Below are 17,559 nucleotides of genomic sequence, written 5' to 3'. Positions count from 1 at the left end.
GGTCTCGCTCCCGACTGCCTCATGCCCGAGACCGCTGCCGCCGCCCCCGACATCGTTCACTGCCAGGGGGAGCGCTTTCGGCTCTACCTCAGCGAAGAGGAGATCCAGACCCGGATCCGCGCGCTCGGCGAACAGATCGCGACCGACTACGCCGATCTCGGCGTCCCCATCCTGATCGGGGTGCTCAACGGCGCGTTCATCTTCACCGCCGACCTGATGCGCGCCATCCCGGGCGATTCCGAGGTGGACTTCTACAAGCTCTCCAGCTATGGCGAGCGGAAGGTGTCCAGCGGGCAGGTGACCGAACTCAAGGACATCGACGCCAAGCTGGAGGGGCGACATGTGATCGTGGTGGAGGACATCGTGGACACGGGCCTCTCGATGAAGTACGTCATCGACCAGATCACGGCCCGCAACCCGGCGTCGCTCCGCGCGGCCACGCTCCTCCGCAAGCCCGATGCGGCCAAGGTCGAGGTCTCGGTCGACTACGTCGGCTTCGACATCGACAATCTGTTCGTGATCGGGTATGGCCTCGACTACGGCCAGCTGGCGCGCAACCTGCGGGCGATCTACATCCTGGACGAGGAGTCCGAGGAGGAGGCGTCGGCCTGACCTCACCCGCCTCGGCACCGAGGCGAGGGCCGCGTCCGCTACAACTCGAACCGGACGACGACCTGGGAGCGCACACCGGACGGGCTGTCGGGCGAGGGAGCGAACCGCATCTCGCGGACGATCTCCTCGGCGAGCCCGTCGAGCCCACCGCCGATGGGGGTCGGGACGGCCGTCGTCACCACGCGCCCGGTGCGGTCGGTCTGGAAGAGAACCAGCACGTCGCCCTCGATGCGACCCACCGTGGCCCACCGCGGGTACTCGGCCTCGTCCAGGCGCCGCCGGATCACGTCGGGGTTGCCGAGGCGGCCGAAGTCGAAGCCGGGCAGGAACGCGACGGCGCCGTCGGACGGGAGGCTGGGCGTGCGGACGGTCTGTGGGGCGGGGCGAGGGGCCACGGGGGCCGGAGCTTCGGTCCGGAGCACGGCCAACTCGCTGGCGAGTCGGTCGCGCTCGGCGGCGAGGGCCTCGCGCTCGGACTGGGCAGCGGCGAGCTGGTCGAGGAGAGCGGCACGGTCGTCCAGGGTCGCCGCTACAGGCGCCGGTGTCATCGGGGCGTCCCCACGGAGCGACTCGAAGGCGGCGCGCTCGGCGGCGAGGGCCGCGCGGTCGGCGTCGAGGAGGGCGCGGTCCCGAACGAGGGCAGCCCGCTCGGCATCCAGGGCCGCGCGCTCCCGTGCGAGTTCTTCCATCGAGGCAGAAGGAGCGGTGGCCGGCGACGGGGCCACGCGGAGCCGGTCGCGCTCGACGACTAGTTGGTCGCGCTCGATCCGGAGGGCCGTCACCTCAGCCACTGACCGGTCGAGGGCGGCGACCGCATCGTCCCGGAGGCGGTAGGCACGGTCGCGGTCGGCCAGTGCGCGGTCCCGCTCGGCTTGGAGGGCCACGAGCCGGGCCTGCATCGCATCCAGCGACGACTCTGCGACGGGCAGCCGGGATGCGCGGTCGGCCTGCTCCGCGCGCAGCAGGTCGATGGCACGGTCGCGGGCCTGGAGGTCGGCGCGGAGCTGGGCGAGTTCCTCCTGAAGCGGGGTCATCTGCTCGCGGCTCCGTGCCCAGCCGGCCGCCGAGGCCTCGGCCTGCTCCGCGCGCTGGCGGACGCTGCCGAACTCCGCCGCGAGGCGGTCCCGCTCGGCCTGTGAGGCCGCGAGGGCGTCGGAGAGCTGGTCGCGTTCGGCCCGGAGGCGCGTCGCTTCCTGGGCCAGCCGGTCCCGTTCTCCTGCGAGCCGAGCCAGCGACGCATTGAGCGCGGCGGTCTCCTGCGTCGCCGAGGCCGAGAGCGCCTGCGCGCGGAGGGCGGCGTCGCGCTCCCCCGCGAGACGGTCTCGCTCGACGGCGAGGCGCTCCCGGTCGGCCACGAGGCGGTCCAGTTCGCTCCGCAGGCGGCTGATTTCGGTGTCCTGCAAGTACTGCGCGGCCGGACGGCTCGACAAAGTCGGACGGGGCCCGGAGGCCCGCTCCCTCTGGGACGACTGCTCGGGGAGGGTGCTCCGGCGCCCCCGTCCGGACACGTCGTCGGCGATGGCAAAGCGCGCCGGACCTCGGGAGCGGCTCCGCGACGGCTCGAAGGTCACGTATGCGGTCGTCGGGCCGGACAGCGAGAGGATGGGCTCACGCGAGAGGAGGCGGACGCTCCGGCCGCCGGTCGCGAAGTAGAGCCCGGACCCGTCGAACTGGCCCGCTCGCCGCGCGCCGGCGAAGGGGCGCTCCGAAATCGTGTAGGTGCCCTCACCGGGGACGGAGATCGTGAGGATGCCGAACGGCTGCTGCACCAGCGGCGTGCCGACCGTCGTCAGGCGATCCCCGTCGACCGACAGAAGGGGATCGACGAGCCGAAAGGTGGTCTGCCCCGTGGCCGTCGGGGCGAGGAGGAGCAGGGCGAGAGCAAAGAGAATCCGCATGGGCAGAGGGGGGCAGGCGTCCGCAGGGCAACGCCGCACCGAACCGTTTGGAGTCCAGTATACACGGTCTCCCTGCAATGCTCCCGTGACGCCGCGGGTCCTCAAAACCCGCCGGAGTCGTCAGCCGCGGTCGTGGTCGCTGTAGAATCGCTTCAGGCGAGACGGCGAGACGCCGACGTTCCAGGCCGTCCAGAGCGCCAGGTTGCGAAGCTGCTGGCGGACGGCCCCGACTTCGCGGAACCGGCGGGCCGAGGTGGTGACCTCCATGTCGAGGAAGACGAACCGCCCATGCTGCCGCATCGCCCGGACGGCGTCGAGGTCCTCGAAGATCGGCTGGTCTGGAAAGCCGCCCATGGCCTCGAACACGCTCCGCCGGACGAACAGCGCGCGGTCGCCGAACGCGAACCGATGCCACTGCATCCAGAGGCGCGACTCCCAAAGCCGCATGAACGCGCGGCCGAACGGGCTGAACCCATCCCGGCCCGGGTCCAGGTCGAAGGTCGTGCGGAAGCAGCCCCCGGACACCGCTGGGTCCGCCATCGCATCGCGCAGGGCATCGAGGGCGCCGGGGGGGAGCCGGGTGTCGGCGTGGAGGAACAGCAGCAGGTCTCCGGTGGCCGGTGCCGCGCCGTCGTTCATCTGACGCGCTCGGCCCCGGTCTCCGCACACGACACGGGCCTCCGGCATGGTCCTCTGCGCCGCCTCGGCCGTACCGTCGTCGGAATCCCCCACCGCGACCAGAATCTCGTACGGGCGAGACTGGCGAGCCACGCTCACGAGCGCCGCGCCGATGCCCCCGACCTCGTTCAGAGCCGGGACGACGATCGAGACCAGGGGGGGCGCGGACAGGGCAGGGGGAGGCAGGGCGAGCGAAGATCCGACTGTCCAGCAGGCGCAGCCACCCCGCCTGGCTCTTACCAGAACATCAGCTTCATGCAGAACACCGAGCCGCCGGACTTCAGGAACTCGCTCGTGTCCATCTCGACAGGCTCGAACCCGGCCGCGCGGAGCAACTCGTTGGTGTCCGTGCATCCCTTCTGGATGAGGACGTGGCGGCCGTCGGGCGAGTGGGCGTTGCAGGCGAACCGCTCACGGGCATCGGCCTCGGGCGCCTCGATGACGCGCCGGAAGTGCTGACGGATCGCAGCGATGCCTTCGTCGGTGAACGCACCGGGGTAGTAGAGCGCGGTCTCCTCGTCGAGTGGGCAGAGGCAGGTGTCGAGGTGATAGAAGTCCGGGTCGGTCAGCTCCAGCGCCACGATCGGAAAGCCGAGGGTGTCGGCGAACCGGGTGTACACCTGCCGGTCGGTGCGGTAGCCGTAGCCGCCCCAGAGGAGGTAGCGGCCGGGGTGCCACAGCGCGTCGCCCATGCCCTCGAAGTCGCCGGGCAGGTCGGCGTCGAGCGCGTGGACCTCGTACCCCTCGCCCCCGAAGAAGCGCTCGTAATGCTCGACCTCAGGCTTCCGTTGGGGCGCGTGCATCCGACTCAGGATGACGCCGCGCTCCCCGCCCGGCGTCTGGTACGGGAGCGTCTGGTTGGCACAGAACACCATGTCGGGCAGGTCTGCCACGCCCGCGACTTCCACCACCTCGACGCCGAGGCGCTCGTAGGCGTCCTTCAGGGCGTCCCACTGGGCGCGCGCCCGCGCGGGGTCGACGTCGCCCACGTTGCCCTCCATGTGGGGGTTGATGACGTACTCGACCGCGAAGTGCTCGGGCGTGGTCATCAGGACGCGCCCCGGCCGCGGGATGGCGGGGATCGCGTCCAGCGAGAAGGCGTCGGGGAGGAGGGCGTCTGGCGACATCGGCAGGAGGGGCAGGGCGCGAGAAGGTACCCCGCCCGTGTCGCCCTTACCGCTGCGCCGAGGCGAGGAAGGCAGGCGTCAGGAAGCCCTCCACGCGGACGCCCTCGGCCTCGGCGGTCACGTCCACGCCGTCCAGCACGTCCAGGGCCGACGGCTCATCCTTCATGCCGATGCGCATGGCGGACAGGCCGGCGCGCACCACGTCCCCGACATCGTCGGGGTTGGCTTCGGGCTTGGTGGCCAGGAAGGCGCGGACGGGGACGCCGTCGTCGTCGAAGCGCATCGACAGCACGAACCCGGCCGCTGCGCGAGCGGCGAGCGCCGACGGACCGGCCTCGGCCGGGATCTCGCCCGTCACACGGTCCAGCCCGCGGGCGACGAACCACGCGTCGTCGGGGAAGGCGACGCGGTCGAAAAGGGCCTGGAGGTCCGGCCCGGCCGGACGAGCCGTGGTCCCGAGGCGTTGGACCATGCCGGTCAGCGTGGCCTCGTCGCCTGCCAGCACCATCTGGTCGCTCGCCAGGGCGAAGCCGCCCCGTCGGCCGTCCTCGGACGTGGTGAGGTAGACCGCGGTGCCCTCGATCTGTGTGACCTCGAAGTCCGCCTCGTCGGAGTCGGCGAGGTACCGCTCGATGCGCTCCCGGTCGAACCGACCGTAGGCCACGAACGCCGCCCGCTCGTCCATGCCGTCGCTTACGGCCACGTACATGCGGTCGAGGTCTTCGGCCGGGTCGAAGCCCGTCATGCGCACGAAGTCCTGGAAGTCGGCCGACCCGCGCTCGCTGACCATGCCGAGGCCGCTGCCACCGAGAGCCGTGGCGAGGGCGTCGCTGCCCCGTGCCTCTGCGAGGTTGGTCATGCCGTACACGTCGGCGTCGGACGGCAGGACCGCGAGCGCGTCGGTCGTCTGCGACGACGTGCCGATGCCGGCTGCGGCCACCGAGTCGCTGCATCCGGTCGCCAGCAGGGCGAGGCCCGCGAGCAGCAGGGCGCCGAGGACACTGGCGAGCACGATGCGCGGGATGCGGGAGGGAGTCGCGAGCATGGGACTAGAAGTCGGTACGAGAGAAGAGGAAGAAGGCCAGGCCGTAGCACGCCGCGCCGAATGCGAGCGAGGAGCCCAGCAGCCACGGCGACCCTACGGCCGCTCCGGTGGCGAGTTGCGGCACCACCTGCGTGCCCACGCCGCCGAAGTTGGGGAGGGCCCAGTACGCGCCGGTGACGAGCGGACGCCACGTCGCGTCCACCTGGACGGCCAGTTCGGGGATGGCCAGGATCAGACTCACGAACAGCACGCCCAGGGTCACGATGAACGACAGCGGGCCGCTCCCGCTCCACACGCCGACGAGCGTCACGACGCCGTACACCACCACGAACATGCCGAACACGACGGGGATGGCGAGCAGAAAGCCCGGCGCCCACAGGCCTGACTTGATCGACATGACGAGCCAGACCGCCCCGAACAGGTAGACGAGCAACACGAGCATGACCGCCATCACGGCCAGCAGACGCCCCGCGAGCACCGCCGACCGGGAGAGCGGCTTCGTCAGCAGCACGTCCACCACGCCGCGCTCGGTGAGAGACGCCACCAGCCCCCCGGTCGCGAACAGCGCCAGTAGGATGCCGACCCAGTAGGCGGCCCCGGCTACGAAGGCCTGCGCGCCGAACACGACGCTCTCCAGCATCGTGTCTCCGAACGGGGGCATGTCGTCCCGCGCCGTCCGCGGTTCGCCGTCGGCGTTCAGAATCACGTTCCCCTCCTCGTCGAGGAGCGGCGCGTCTGGATCGACCGACCCGTCGACGGCTTCCTGGCCGAAGAGCCGGGCGCCCGCCAGGGTGCCGTCGACCACGTCCAGTTGGAGGGCGAAGGTGAACGCGACCCACACCACGGTCGCCACGAGAAAGAGGCCGATGACGACCTTGCGGGCGCGCAGTTCGCGGAGGGTGAGCAAGAAGAGGCCGAGCATCAGCGGGGGGGAAGCGGGCCGAGCGTCTCGTCCTGGACGACCTCCACGAACAGATCCTCGAGCGACTGACGGGCGGGTTCGAGCGCCTCCACCTCGACGCCGTCCGCGCGGAGGCGGTCCAGCGCATGATTCAGCGCGGTGCGGTCGGGGAGGGTGAGCAGGGAGCGGACGAGTCCGTCCGGGTGATCCACGGCGGAGGCGTCCAGCGCCGGGCCCAGCGCGTCCAGGGTGTCGGGTGGGAGGGGAGAGGTGACCAGCCGCCACGCGCGGCCCTGGCGCGTGAGGTCGTCCACGGTGCCCATGCGGATCGGGACGCCGCCCTTGAGGATGGCGACGCGGGTGCAGACGCGCTCGACCTCGCTCAGCAGGTGGGAGTTCAGAAACACCGTCACCCCATCGTCCCGGAGGCGCTCGATGAGAGTCCGGATCTCGCGACGGCCCACCGGGTCGACGCCGTCGGTGGGCTCGTCCAGGAACACCAGCCGCGGACGGTTCATGAGCGCCTGCGCGATGCCGAGGCGCTGGAGCATCCCCTTCGAAAACGTCCCAACGGCTCGGTCGGCTGCCCCATCAAGGTGGACGAGGCCGAGCAGTTCGTCGGCGCGCGCCGGACGGTCGGCGGCCTCGACGCCCGCCATCTGTCCGAACACGTCGAGCGTCTGCCGGGCGGTCAGGAACAGTGGGAAGCGGTGGCCTTCGGGCAGGTACCCGACCGGGCGCCGAGCCTCGGGGGTGCCGATGTCGCGGCCAAACATGGTGGCCCTCCCGGCGGTCGGGCGGACGAGCCCGAGAAGCAGCTTGACGAGCGTCGTCTTGCCCGCGCCGTTGGGACCGAGGAGGCCGAACGTCTCCCCGGCGGCGATCTGGAGGTCGAGCGGCTTCAGCGCCTCGACAGGTGGGCGCCCGCGGTACGTCTTGGCCAGCCCGGTGGTGTCGATGGCGAGGTCGGTCATGGCCGCCTGACGCCTTCTCGGCTGCGAAGTTGCGCGCTACGCCCCGGCCGCCGCGGCGTCGGCGTCCGACACGCCCGGGCCGCCGTCGGCGGATTTGACGTAGACCGTCCGGCGCGGGAACGGGATCTCGATGCCGCGCTCGTCGAACCGCGTCTTGATGAGGGACCGGAGCTGGCGCTCGGCGGGGAACTGCTCGCCGGGTTGGACCTGCACGACCACCCGCGCGGTGACGGCCGAATCGCCCAGTGCGAGGAGCGCCTGCACCTGCGGCGCCTCCTCGACCATCACCTCCCGGGCGTGGTCCGTGGCGGCCCACTCCTCGGCGACCTCCTCCAGCACCCGCAGCGCCTCGGTGGCGTTCTGCTCGTAGCTCAGTCCCACCTCGACGATGGCGCGGGCGTAGCCGACCGACTTGTTGCCGAACGTCCGCAGCTCGCCCGCCGGGACCATCAGCAGCTCGCCGTCGAACTTGCGCACCTTGATCAGCCGAAGGCCGACGTACTCGACCGTCCCGGTGTCGGCCCCGATGCGAATCAGGTCGCCGTTGCCGAGCGTGTCGTCGAACAGCAGGAAGAAGCCCGAGATCACGTCCTTCACGAGCGTCTGCGCACCGAAGCCAATGGCCAGGCCCGCGATGCCTGCGCCCGCGAGCAGCGCCCGCACGTCGAACCCGATCATCGCGAGCACCGTCACGATGGTGATGGCCCAGATCACGTAGCGGGCGACCGACCCGAGCAGGTCGGAGGTCGTCAGGACCCGCTGGCGGCGCTTGTCGGTCGCCGGGTCGTCCTGGACCGATGCCACCCATCGCTTCTTGATGCGCGTGACCACGCCGATGGCGAGCAGCGCCAGCGCGATCGTCAGGCCGACGCGGAGCGCGGTCATCCCCACGCCGAGCCAGAACTCGGGCGAGATCACCGCATTGGCGGCCTGGGCCACATCCTGGGCGGTGATGCCCAGCGTAGAGTCCGTCACGGCGGTCGTCGTGTCGGAGGGCGGAGTCGAGAACTGCATGTCAGAGCGAGGCGTCGGGGGGAGAAGGGCGAGGGAGGTGCATGGAGGTGAGCATGGCCCGGAAGCGGAGCGCGGACGTCGCCACGGCCGCCACCCCGATCTGGACCGGCACCGTCGCGCCGAGGGTGTCGAGGCCGACCAGCAGCGCGCTGCCGATGACGGCGGCGGTCGCGTAGAAGCCGCGGTCCAGCACCGCCGGGCGCTCGCCGACGAGCACGTCGCGGATGACGCCGCCGCCGACGGCCGTCAGCGAGCCCATCATCACCACGCCGAGCGGGCCGAGCCCGGCCTGGGCGCCTTTGAGCGCCCCGAGGGCTGCGAACAGCCCGAGGCCGAGCGCGTCGGCGACCATCACGCGGTTCCAGCGCGCCGCGATAGGGCGGGCGGCCACGATCACGGCGACGGCTCCGGCGAGGCAGGCCAGGAAGAACCGCTCGTCGCGGAACACCGCGGGAGGCGTGTCGCCCAGGAGCACATCCCGGATCAGCCCCCCGCCCACGCCGGTCAGCACAGCGAGGACCGCGATGCCCAGCCAGTCGAGTTGGTTGCGGACGCCCTTGAACGCGCCGGAGAGCGCGAACACGAACGTCCCCACGAGATCGAGGGCCGTCAGCACGTCGCTCAATCGAGCGCGGCGAGCCCGGGCAGCGTCTGGCCTTCCATGAACTCCAGCATCGCGCCGCCGCCCGTCGAGACGTGCGTGACGGCGTCCGCGAGGCCGGACTGGTTGAGGGCCGCCACGGAGTCGCCCCCGCCGACGACGGTCAGCGCGTCGTGGTCGGCGGTCGCGTCGGCCAGGGCCTGGGCGACCGCGAGCGTGCCCCCTGCGTAGGGAGCGAGTTCGAACACGCCCATCGGTCCGTTCCAGATGACCGTCCGAGCGGTACCGATCAGCTCGGCGTAGCGCTCGCGGGAGGCCGGGCCGATGTCGAGGCCCATCCAACCGTCCGGAATCTCACCCGAGACGACCCGAGTCTCCGCGTCGGCCGAGAAGGCGTCCGCGACGACGTGATCGCTGGGCAGCACGAGCGTGTCCTTGAACTGCTCGTAGAGCCGGAAGGCGTCGTCGGTCCGGTCGGCCTCGACCAGCGAGGTGCCGACCGAGTGGCCGAGCCCGGCGAGGAACGTGTAGGCCATCGCGCCGCCGATCAGCAGGTGGTCCACCTTGGGCGCGAGCGCTTCGATGACGCCGATCTTGTCGGACACCTTCGCACCGCCGAGCACGGCCACGAACGGACGCTCGGGATCGTCGAGGGCCTTCGTCAGGAACGTGACCTCGCGCTCCAAGAGCTTGCCCGCGGCGTGCGGGAGCTGCGCCGCGACGCCTGCGGTGGATGCGTGCGCGCGGTGGACCGACCCGAAGGCGTCCGACACGAACACGTCCCCGAGGCGGGCCATCTGGGCCGAGAGGTCGGCGTCGTTGGCCGTCTCGCCCGGCAGGAAGCGCGTGTTCTCGAGCAGCACCACCGATCCCGCAGCGGCCCCGTCCACGCACGCCTCGGCGGCGTCGCCGACGGTCTCGTCGCAGAACACGACGGGCGCGTCGAGGAGTGCGTCCAGCACGGCGGCGACCGGACGCAGCGAGTAGGCCGGGTCCGGCGCGCCCTTGGGGCGGCCGAGGTGCGACATCAGCACCGGCGTGCCGCCCGCGTCCAGGATGGCCTGGATCGTGGGCAGCGCGCCCCGGATGCGCGTGTCGTCGGTCACTGTGTCGCCGTCCATCGGGACGTTGAAGTCCACGCGGACGAGGACGCGGCGGCCGGACAGGTCGAGGTCGGAGAGGGTGTTCATCGGATTGAGTTCAGCGTTCGGAGTTCGGAGTTCGGGGAGTCGACTCTGAGCCCCGAACCCTGAACTCTGGACTCGCTACGCCATCAACTTCTGGACGAGGTCGACGGTGCGGTTGGAATACCCCCACTCGTTGTCGTACCAGCCGACCACCTTGACGAGCGTGCCGTCGGTCATCGTCGACGGCGAGTCGAGGATGCAGGAGTGCGGGTTGTGCACGATGTCGATCGAGACGATCGGGGCGGTGCTGTACTCCAAGATGCCCTTCATCGGGCCCTCGGCGGCGGCCTGGAAGGCGGCGTTGACCTCCTCGACCGTGACCTCGCGCTTGACGATGGCCGTGAAGTCGGTCAGCGAGCCGTCCGGAGTCGGGACGCGGAGCGCGAAGCCGTCCAGCTTGCCGGCCAACTCGGGGAGGACGAGGCCGACCGCCTTGGCGGCGCCGGTCGTCGTCGGGATGATCGAGAGCGCGGCGGCGCGGGCGCGGCGGAGGTCGCGGTGCGGAGCGTCCGCGATCCGCTGGTCGGCCGTGTAGGCGTGGACGGTCGTCATCATGCCCTTCTCGACGCCGAACGCGTCGTCGAGGACCTTGACCATCGGGGCAAGGCAGTTGGTCGTGCAGCTCGCGTTGGAGACGATGTCCTCGTCGCCCGTGAGCGTGTCCTCGTTGACACCCAGCACGACCGTCTTGACGCCGCCCTTGGCCGGGGCCGAGATGACGACTTTCTTGGCGCCCCCCTGGAGGTGCAGCCCGGCGCTGTCGGCGTCCGTGAAGCGGCCCGTCGACTCGACGACCACGTCGGCGCCGAGGTCGCCCCAGGGCAGGTTGGCGGGGTCCCGCTCGGAGAGCACCTTGAAGCGGTCTCCGTTGATCACGAGCTCGTCACCCTCAGCCGACACGTCGCCGGGGAAGACGCCGTGGACGGAGTCGTACTTGAAGAGGTGAGCGAGCGTCTCGGCGTCGGTGAGATCGTTGACCGCGACGATGTCGAAGTCGGTGCTGCCGCGCTCGAGGATGGAGCGGAACACGAGGCGGCCGATGCGGCCGAACCCGTTGATGCCAATCTTGATGGCCATGGGGGAGTCGGGGAGAGGAGAGGGAGGCACTACGCCGAGAGTCAGGGTACAGGACTCGTAGCGCTTCCGGGTCCCGGCGTCCGGTGAAATCGCTTGCAAGAGGCGGTCGGGCGCGGGCGCGAACTTTATCTCGCCCGGCTCTTCACGCCGCACGAGGCCGCGGCTCCGCTACCTTTCGCGGTTCGCGGCGTCGGCCGCGCTGTCCCGACTCTCCGACCTCCCCCGATGGCCCAGATCAACCCGCCGAAGACGCTCACCGCCTCGCATCCCCACGACCTCCGGGAGGATGCCCTTGCGACCTCCGCGTCGCGCGGTGCCGAGTTCTTCGAGGACCACCGCAACGCGGTCATCGGCGTGATCGTCGGCATCGTGGTCCTCTCGCTCGCCGTCATCGGCTGGCGCGCGTACCAGGCGAACCGGTCGGCCGAGGGCCAGGAGCTCCTCGGCGCCATCCTGACTGAGTACGAGGCGGGCAACCTCCAGACGGCCCTCGATGGCACCGGCGACATGCCGGGCCTCCTCGAAATCGCCGATCAGTATGGCTCCACGGCCACGGGCGAGCAGGCCACCTTCTTCGCTGCTGACGCCCTCTACCAACTCGGCGACATGGACCGCGCCTTGGAGCTGTTCGAGGACTACGACGGCGACGGGCTCCTCGCTGCCAGCGCCATCGGCGGCCAGGCGGCCATTGCCGAGGAGCAGGGTGATGACGCCAAGGCGGCCCGTCTCTACGAGCAGGCGGCCTCTGAGTTCGTCTCCCCGGCCTCGACGCCGGGTTACCTCCTCGACGCCGCGCGCGCTCACCTCGCCGCGGGCGACACCGAGGCGGCCGAGTCCGCGCTCATGCGCGTGATCGACGAGTGGGAGGCGGCCCCGGAGGTCCGTACGGCGCTCGTGGAACTGGGCGAGGTCCAGGCCACCGCCACCGCCACCGGCACGCCCACGGGCGACGTGATGGCGGCACCGGCCACGCCGGACTCCGCCGCTGCCCCCTCGGCGCCGGTCCCGGTCCCCTCGCCCGCCGAGCAGTAGGCCGGACGACGGATCGCGAGCGGGAGCAGGCCGTAGCTTCGGCATCCCTTCTCGCGCCGCCATGCCGACTGTCCTCATCGCCGACGACGAGCCCGCCATCCGGCGGGCGCTCCGGGAGATCCTCGAGTTCGAGGGATACACCGTCGAAGAAGCTGTCGACGGCGACGAGGCGCTGGAGAAGGCGCGGTCGGGCATCGACCTGCTCCTGCTTGACATCAAGATGCCAAAGCGGGACGGCATGGAGGTGCTCCAGGCCCTCCACGACGCCGAGTCCACGGTCCCGGTGGTGATGATCTCGGGCCACGGCACCGTCGAGACGGCCGTCGAGGCGACCCAACTCGGCGCGGTCGACTTCCTGGAGAAGCCGCCGGACCTGAACCGGCTGCTCGTCACCGTCCGCGGGGCGCTTGCGCGGGGGCAGCTCAAGGTCGAGAACGTCCGCCTGAAGCAGGTCGTCCGGGACGCCGGCACGTCGGACCTGACGCCCATCGTGGGCGACAGCCCGGCCATCGGGCGCATCCAGCAGACCATCGAGCGGGTCGCGCCGTCGGAGGCGCGCGTGCTCATCACCGGCGAGCCCGGCACCGGCAAGGAACTCGTCGCCCGGCACCTGCACGCCCAGAGCCCGCGGGCCGACGGTCCGCTCGTGGAGGTCAACTGCGCCGCGATCCCGTCGGAGCTGATCGAGTCCGAACTGTTCGGTCACGAGAAGGGCTCGTTCACCGGCGCCACCAAGCAGCGCATCGGCAAGTTCGAGCAGGCGGATGGCGGGACGCTCTTCCTGGACGAGATCGGCGACATGTCGCTCGACGCACAGGCCAAGGTGCTCCGCGCCCTCCAGGAGAGCCGCATCACCCGCGTCGGCGGCGACCGCTCGATCTCGGTCAACGTCCGCGTGGTGGCAGCCACCAACCGGGATCTGCTCCAGCAGGTCGACGAGAAGCGATTCCGGGAGGACCTCTACCACCGCCTCTCGGTCATCCTCATCCACGTCCCGCCGCTCCGCGAGCGTCGTGGCGACATCCCGGACATCGCCCGCTTCATCCTCGGGCAGGTCATGCGTCGCAACGGCATGACCGACAAGTCCTTCGCCGACGGCGCGCTGACCCGCCTCGGGCAGCAGGAGTGGCGCGGCAACGTGCGTGAACTGCGCAACGTCGTCGAGCGCCTCCTCATCCTGTCCGACGGCGACGAGATCACCGCGGCCGACGTCGAGCGCTACGTGATTCCGTCCGGCTCGGGCGGATCGGCGGCGGGCCTGATCGACCGCTACGACACGCTCTTCGAGTTCCGCGATCACGCCGAGAAGCTGTTCATCGAGCGCAAGCTGGACGAGAACGACTGGAACGTCTCCGCGACGGCCGAGCTGATCGGCATCCAGCGGTCGCACCTCTACAACAAGCTGAAGGACCTCAACATCGAGAGGCCGGAATGAGCGAGGACCCACACGGCCCGTCGAATCGGCCGGACACCGGCTTTCCCCTGGGCGGCCCCGCCCCCGAGGCGGTCCACCTCGGCAGGGGAGAGGCCCTCCCGCGGGAGGCCGACCTGCCTGTGGTGCCATCTCCGGGCGCAGGTCGTGATCCCATCCTCTCCGCCCGCGGCCTCGGCAAGAGCTACCCGACGGCGACCGGGGCTCTGGAGGTGCTCGCCGACCTCGACGCCGACATCTACCCCGGCGAGCTGGTCGCCATCGTCGGCGAGAGCGGCACGGGGAAGAGCACGCTGCTGCACCTCCTCGGCGCGCTCGACCGGCCGACGGCGGGGGGCGTGACCTTCCGCGGGGAGGACGTGTTCGCCAAGGGCGACGAGGCGCTGGCCGCGTTCCGCAACCGAGCCATCGGGTTCGTCTTCCAGTTCCACCACCTGCTGCCCGAGTTCAGCGCGCTGGAGAACGTCGCCATGCCCGCCCTGATCGCGGGCGGCACGTTCGCCACGGCGACGCCGAGGGCGACCGAACTGCTCCAGATGCTCGGCCTCGGCGCCCGCCTCGACCACCGCCCGAGCCAACTCTCCGGCGGCGAGCAGCAGCGCGTCGCCGTCGCGCGGGCGCTCATGAACGAGCCGGGCCTCGTGCTCATGGACGAGCCCTCCGGCAACCTCGACACGAAGACCGCCGAGACGCTCCACGACGAACTCCTGCGCCTCAGCCGCGACGCCGACCAGGCCTTCGTCGTCGTCACCCACAACCCCGCTCTCGCTGCCCTCGCCGACCGCGTCCTCCGCCTCGACGGCGGGCGCCTCGTGGACGATCGCCAGCCTGCCGACGCTCACCCCGCCTGACCTGGGCCTCTCGTTCCGGCGTCGGAGGGGGCAGCGGTCGCCGGGTGGGCCCGTTCCGCAGCCGAGGCGGTCTGAGGTCATTACATAGGGAGAGGCGTCACTAGATTTGGAGAGCGGTCTCTGCATCCAGTCACTCTGCCTGCCGCACAAGTACTGGTTCTACGGCCTCCCGGTCAGCACCGCCCTCGATGGTTCGCTTTCTCCTGACATTGGCTGTGCTGAGCGTCATGCTCTGCTCCTGTTTCGACCTCGACCCGCTGGACGTGGACCAACTCGTCACACAGGAGGCGGAGTCCGCCTCGGGGACCTCTACTACACCTTCTTCGAGTCGTACATCACGAGCACAAGCGACCACTACTTGGTAAGAGTCCCCCGTGACGGTGGCGACGCCGATACGCTGTACAGCTCTGAGGTCTTCTTCGATCTCGACCTCGTCGACGATACCGCCGTGGTTACGACCTGTAGCAGGAATGCCGAGACGGGCATCGCACCGGGGAAAGTCGAGGTAATCGTGGATGAGGACTTCGACTGCCGTACGAATAGACCCATCCTCGCGAGGAAGTAGCATCGTAGTTGCGTCTCCCCCGGCCGTAGAACCCGCCGCTGTAGGCCGACCGGGAGCGTCAGCGCTCTTGGCTCGCCCGAACAACGGCGCCTACTTTCTCCCGTCCACCCGCCGCGCCGTCAGCCCTGGCGGCTAAGCGTCCCCCTGTTCGGCAGCCTTCCCATATCTCTTATGCCGATAGCAGAAGCCGTATCAACAGCGCTAGGAGCTTTGAGCACTGGGATTCAGATCCGCGACTCAATGGAGAAGGGGGCGGTGGGAGTCAGTCTGAGAGTCAAGCAGTTTGTGATCGGTAGCACGCACTTGGGGAGGGGAGCAGCGCTGGCTTTCATAGCCGTGACCAATGAGTCCGACAGGCCCAGGTCGATTACGGACATAACGATCGATTTTGGTAAATCCAGAGCCTCCAGGGTTCCACTGATCAGCCTGAGCTACCCGACCTTTTCGGATTCCAAGATTGATGCTGAGTCATACGTACACAGTAGCGGGTTCGATGACGTGTCACCACCGTTTCCAGACCTCAGGCGGCTTCCGCAGGACATCTATCTGCGTCCTAATGAGTCGCAGTCTGGATGCGCTCTGTTCGTATTCGAGGACAAGGGCGAGTTGTCTTCGCCACTTGTGATCGTCGAGGTCGGCGGCGTCGGCTTTCTTTCGAAGCAGATCAACTCGGTACCACAGTTGCCTAACTCGCCGCTGTAGGCAGACGCCGGGAGCGAGCGCCCTCACCTCGTCCGAGCGTCGGCGTATCCTTGTGCTCGTCCTCCTACAGTCGCCGCCCGTCGCGGCAAAGCGGCCCCCTGTCTGTTCATCGCCTTCCGACCGATCCATGAACGCAGAACGCAAGTACTGGCTCGTCGGTGCGAACTGGAGCGGAGATGACCAGGCCGAAGCCTTCTACCGTCGAGGCTATTGGGAGATCGGCTACAGCGATTCGGAGAAGCCCAACTTCGCTGCGCGTCGTGACCGAATGGAAGCAGGAGATCGGGTCGCCATCAAGTCCATGCGAGGGCGTGGGGCAGACACCATTACCATCAAAGCGCTGGGAACGGTCAAGGAGGTCTACGACGGCAAGGTCTTCATCGATTGGTTAGTGACGGACCTTCACCGAGAGGTGGAGAGCAAGGGGTGCTTCAAGACGATTCACGGCCCCTATGGGGCTGGCCGGGAGCCGGAGTGGGTCAAAGAGGTCTTCCACATCTAGCCGGGCGGCCCACCGCACCGCTGGAGGTGCCAAAAGTCGAGACCCACGACGCGTCCCCACCTGCCTCGGCCGCCTCCCCGGCAGAGCCGCTCCCTCGAGACCCGCCCCAACTCCTCACCAAGGCCCACAGCCCTAGGCCCCCGGACGCCGATTAGGACCCCTCGAACATCGATTTTGACCTCTTTTCTGGACACCCCACCCACGCCGACAGAATCCCCATCCCCCGACCGGCGTACAGCCAGCCCCGTCCCCGCGCCCCCATGACCGAGACGCTCGCCCTCCCGACCCTCCCCGCCGAGATCGCCCGCGTCGGCTTCGTCCGCGAGGACATCGACCCCACGCTCGACCTGTTCGAGGAGATCGAGCGCCTCAAGCGCGAGAAGAACGCTGTCTTGCTCGCCCACTATTACCAGGAGGGCGACATCCAGGACATCGCCGACTACATCGGCGACTCCCTCGGCCTCGCCCGCGAGGCGGCCCGCACCGAGGCCGAGATCATCGTCTTCGCCGGCGTCCACTTCATGGCGGAGACCGCCAAGATCCTCAACCCGACGAAGACGGTCCTCCTGCCCGACCTCCACGCCGGCTGCTCCCTCGCCGACTCCTGCCCGCCCGACGAGTTCGCCGCCTTCCGCGCCCAGCACCCGGACCACCTCGTCATCAGCTACATCAACTGCTCGGCCGCCATCAAGGCGCAGACGGACATCATCTGCACGTCGTCCAACGCCGAGCACATCGTCCGCCAAATCCCCGCCGACCAGCCGATTCTGTTCGCGCCCGACCGCAACCTGGGCCGCTGGCTGATGAAGCAGACCGGTCGCGACATGTTGCTCTGGGACGGCGCCTGTATCGTCCACGAGATCTTTTCCGAGCAGAAGCTGGCACGCCTGAAAGGGCGCTATCCCGGAGCGCCGGTCCTCGCCCACCCCGAGTGCGAGGAGCCCGTCCTGCGGCTGGCCGACCACATCGGCAGCACGTCGTCCATCCGCCGCTTCGCCGCGGAGTCGGACGCCGACACGTTCATCGTCGCCACCGAGTCCGGCATCCTGCACCAGATGCAGAAGGACAACCCCGGCAAGACGTTCGTCGCCGCGCCCCCGGACAACGGCTGCGCCTGCAACGACTGCCCGCACATGAAGCTCAACACGCTGGAGAAGCTCTACCTGTGCCTCAAGCACGGCCAGCCGGAACTCCACATGGACGAGGCGATGCGCGTCGCCGCCCTCAAGCCCATCGAGCGGATGCTGGACATGAGCGAGGGCGTCAAGTAGGGCCGGGGCCACCGACGGGTCTCCCGGCCGCGGTGCCGAGGCCGGCGCAGTCCAGGGGACGGCCAGTCTCGACACGTCCCCGGGCCGTTC

General features: G+C 69.8%; 18 protein-coding genes. 8 read left to right on the top strand and 10 right to left on the bottom strand.

Features of this window, described 5'->3' with window-relative positions:
- The first annotated feature begins 21 nt into the window (after positions 1-21).
- Positions 22-612 (top strand): hypoxanthine phosphoribosyltransferase, encoded by a 591-nt coding sequence (gene hpt, locus B1759_RS01060; RefSeq protein WP_095513174.1) that lies wholly within the window; start codon positions 22-24, stop codon positions 610-612.
- Positions 613-650: 38 nt separating this feature from the next.
- Here the strand turns inward: hpt and B1759_RS01055 are convergent, their stop codons facing one another.
- The 10 genes from B1759_RS01055 to gap form a co-directional block, all read right to left on the bottom strand.
- A complete protein-coding gene (locus tag B1759_RS01055) occupies positions 651-2,510 on the bottom strand; it encodes an energy transducer TonB (RefSeq protein WP_095513173.1) in 1,860 nt (619 codons plus the stop codon).
- A 120-nt stretch (positions 2,511-2,630) separates the two neighbouring features.
- Entirely contained in the window at positions 2,631-3,344 is a 714-nt protein-coding gene (locus tag B1759_RS01050; RefSeq protein ID WP_369811354.1) for a TIGR04283 family arsenosugar biosynthesis glycosyltransferase, read from the bottom strand.
- Between the two features lie 80 nt (positions 3,345-3,424).
- Positions 3,425-4,315 carry a dimethylarginine dimethylaminohydrolase family protein gene (locus B1759_RS01045; RefSeq protein WP_095513172.1) on the bottom strand — a complete coding sequence of 297 codons (891 nt, stop codon included), beginning with the start codon at positions 4,313-4,315 and terminating at the stop codon, positions 3,425-3,427.
- Between the two features lie 46 nt (positions 4,316-4,361).
- The gene (locus tag B1759_RS01040; RefSeq protein WP_095513171.1) at positions 4,362-5,360 is read right to left on the bottom strand and encodes a hypothetical protein; all 999 of its coding nucleotides are present in this window, start codon (positions 5,358-5,360) and stop codon (positions 4,362-4,364) included.
- 4 nt (positions 5,361-5,364) lie between these two features.
- On the bottom strand, positions 5,365-6,282 hold the full coding sequence (locus tag B1759_RS01035; protein ID WP_095513170.1) for an ABC transporter permease: 918 nt from the start codon (positions 6,280-6,282) through the stop codon (positions 5,365-5,367).
- Positions 6,282-7,235 carry an ABC transporter ATP-binding protein gene (locus tag B1759_RS01030; RefSeq protein ID WP_095513169.1) on the bottom strand — a complete coding sequence of 318 codons (954 nt, stop codon included), beginning with the start codon at positions 7,233-7,235 and terminating at the stop codon, positions 6,282-6,284. Before B1759_RS01030 ends, B1759_RS01035 begins: the two co-directional genes overlap by 1 nt.
- Positions 7,236-7,271: 36 nt before the next feature.
- Entirely contained in the window at positions 7,272-8,249 is a 978-nt protein-coding gene (locus B1759_RS01025; RefSeq protein ID WP_095513168.1) for a mechanosensitive ion channel family protein, read from the bottom strand.
- 1 nt (position 8,250) lies between these two features.
- Entirely contained in the window at positions 8,251-8,865 is a 615-nt protein-coding gene (locus B1759_RS01020) for a trimeric intracellular cation channel family protein (protein ID WP_095513331.1), read from the bottom strand.
- A 5-nt stretch (positions 8,866-8,870) separates the two neighbouring features.
- Entirely contained in the window at positions 8,871-10,040 is a 1,170-nt protein-coding gene (gene pgk, locus B1759_RS01015; protein WP_095513167.1) for a phosphoglycerate kinase, read from the bottom strand.
- A 75-nt stretch (positions 10,041-10,115) separates the two neighbouring features.
- A complete protein-coding gene (gene gap / locus B1759_RS01010) occupies positions 10,116-11,114 on the bottom strand; it encodes a type I glyceraldehyde-3-phosphate dehydrogenase (protein WP_095513166.1) in 999 nt (332 codons plus the stop codon).
- A gap of 225 nt (positions 11,115-11,339) precedes the next feature.
- Here gap and B1759_RS01005 point away from each other — a divergent pair, with 225 nt between their 5' ends.
- The 7 genes from B1759_RS01005 (at position 11,340) to nadA (ending at position 17,469) form a co-directional block, all read left to right on the top strand.
- A complete protein-coding gene (locus tag B1759_RS01005) occupies positions 11,340-12,146 on the top strand; it encodes a tetratricopeptide repeat protein (protein ID WP_095513165.1) in 807 nt (268 codons plus the stop codon).
- 61 nt (positions 12,147-12,207) lie between these two features.
- Positions 12,208-13,581, top strand: coding sequence for a sigma-54 dependent transcriptional regulator (locus B1759_RS01000; protein WP_095513164.1), 1,374 nt, complete (start codon positions 12,208-12,210; stop codon positions 13,579-13,581).
- 122 nt (positions 13,582-13,703) lie between these two features.
- Positions 13,704-14,429 (top strand): ABC transporter ATP-binding protein, encoded by a 726-nt coding sequence (locus B1759_RS00995; protein WP_369811353.1) that lies wholly within the window; start codon positions 13,704-13,706, stop codon positions 14,427-14,429.
- Positions 14,430-14,535: 106 nt separating this feature from the next.
- Complete coding sequence (locus B1759_RS19160) at positions 14,536-14,994, top strand: hypothetical protein (RefSeq protein ID WP_143537221.1); 459 nt, start codon at positions 14,536-14,538, stop codon at positions 14,992-14,994.
- Between the two features lie 171 nt (positions 14,995-15,165).
- Positions 15,166-15,696, top strand: a complete 531-nt coding sequence (locus B1759_RS00985) for a hypothetical protein (protein WP_143537220.1) — start codon at positions 15,166-15,168, stop codon at positions 15,694-15,696.
- 127 nt (positions 15,697-15,823) lie between these two features.
- A complete protein-coding gene (locus B1759_RS00980; RefSeq protein ID WP_095513160.1) occupies positions 15,824-16,198 on the top strand; it encodes a hypothetical protein in 375 nt (124 codons plus the stop codon).
- A gap of 260 nt (positions 16,199-16,458) precedes the next feature.
- Positions 16,459-17,469, top strand: coding sequence for a quinolinate synthase NadA (nadA, locus tag B1759_RS00975; RefSeq protein WP_095513159.1), 1,011 nt, complete (start codon positions 16,459-16,461; stop codon positions 17,467-17,469).
- Positions 17,470-17,559: the final 90 nt, after the last annotated feature.

This window comes from Rubrivirga sp. SAORIC476 (assembly GCF_002283555.1).
Classification (GTDB): domain Bacteria; phylum Bacteroidota; class Rhodothermia; order Rhodothermales; family Rubricoccaceae; genus Rubrivirga.
Note: the sequence above shows the minus strand (reverse complement) of the source record. Positions and strands in the feature narration are given on the sequence as shown.

Excerpts from the sequence above, each read along its gene's own strand:
- hpt (WP_095513174.1), top strand. The coding sequence starts at position 22 with ATGCCCGAGACCGCTGCCGCCGCCCCCGACATCGTTCACTGCCAGGGG.
- B1759_RS01055 (WP_095513173.1), bottom strand. The coding sequence starts at position 2,510 with ATGCGGATTCTCTTTGCTCTCGCCCTGCTCCTCCTCGCCCCGACGGCC.
- B1759_RS01045 (WP_095513172.1), bottom strand. The coding sequence starts at position 4,315 with ATGTCGCCAGACGCCCTCCTCCCCGACGCCTTCTCGCTGGACGCGATC.
- B1759_RS01040 (WP_095513171.1), bottom strand. The coding sequence starts at position 5,360 with ATGCTCGCGACTCCCTCCCGCATCCCGCGCATCGTGCTCGCCAGTGTC.
- B1759_RS01035 (WP_095513170.1), bottom strand. The coding sequence starts at position 6,282 with ATGCTCGGCCTCTTCTTGCTCACCCTCCGCGAACTGCGCGCCCGCAAG.
- B1759_RS01030 (WP_095513169.1), bottom strand. The coding sequence starts at position 7,235 with ATGACCGACCTCGCCATCGACACCACCGGGCTGGCCAAGACGTACCGC.
- B1759_RS01025 (WP_095513168.1), bottom strand. The coding sequence starts at position 8,249 with ATGCAGTTCTCGACTCCGCCCTCCGACACGACGACCGCCGTGACGGAC.
- pgk (WP_095513167.1), bottom strand. The coding sequence starts at position 10,040 with ATGAACACCCTCTCCGACCTCGACCTGTCCGGCCGCCGCGTCCTCGTC.
- gap (WP_095513166.1), bottom strand. The coding sequence starts at position 11,114 with ATGGCCATCAAGATTGGCATCAACGGGTTCGGCCGCATCGGCCGCCTC.
- B1759_RS01005 (WP_095513165.1), top strand. The coding sequence starts at position 11,340 with ATGGCCCAGATCAACCCGCCGAAGACGCTCACCGCCTCGCATCCCCAC.
- B1759_RS01000 (WP_095513164.1), top strand. The coding sequence starts at position 12,208 with ATGCCGACTGTCCTCATCGCCGACGACGAGCCCGCCATCCGGCGGGCG.
- B1759_RS00985 (WP_143537220.1), top strand. The coding sequence starts at position 15,166 with ATGCCGATAGCAGAAGCCGTATCAACAGCGCTAGGAGCTTTGAGCACT.
- B1759_RS00980 (WP_095513160.1), top strand. The coding sequence starts at position 15,824 with ATGAACGCAGAACGCAAGTACTGGCTCGTCGGTGCGAACTGGAGCGGA.
- nadA (WP_095513159.1), top strand. The coding sequence starts at position 16,459 with ATGACCGAGACGCTCGCCCTCCCGACCCTCCCCGCCGAGATCGCCCGC.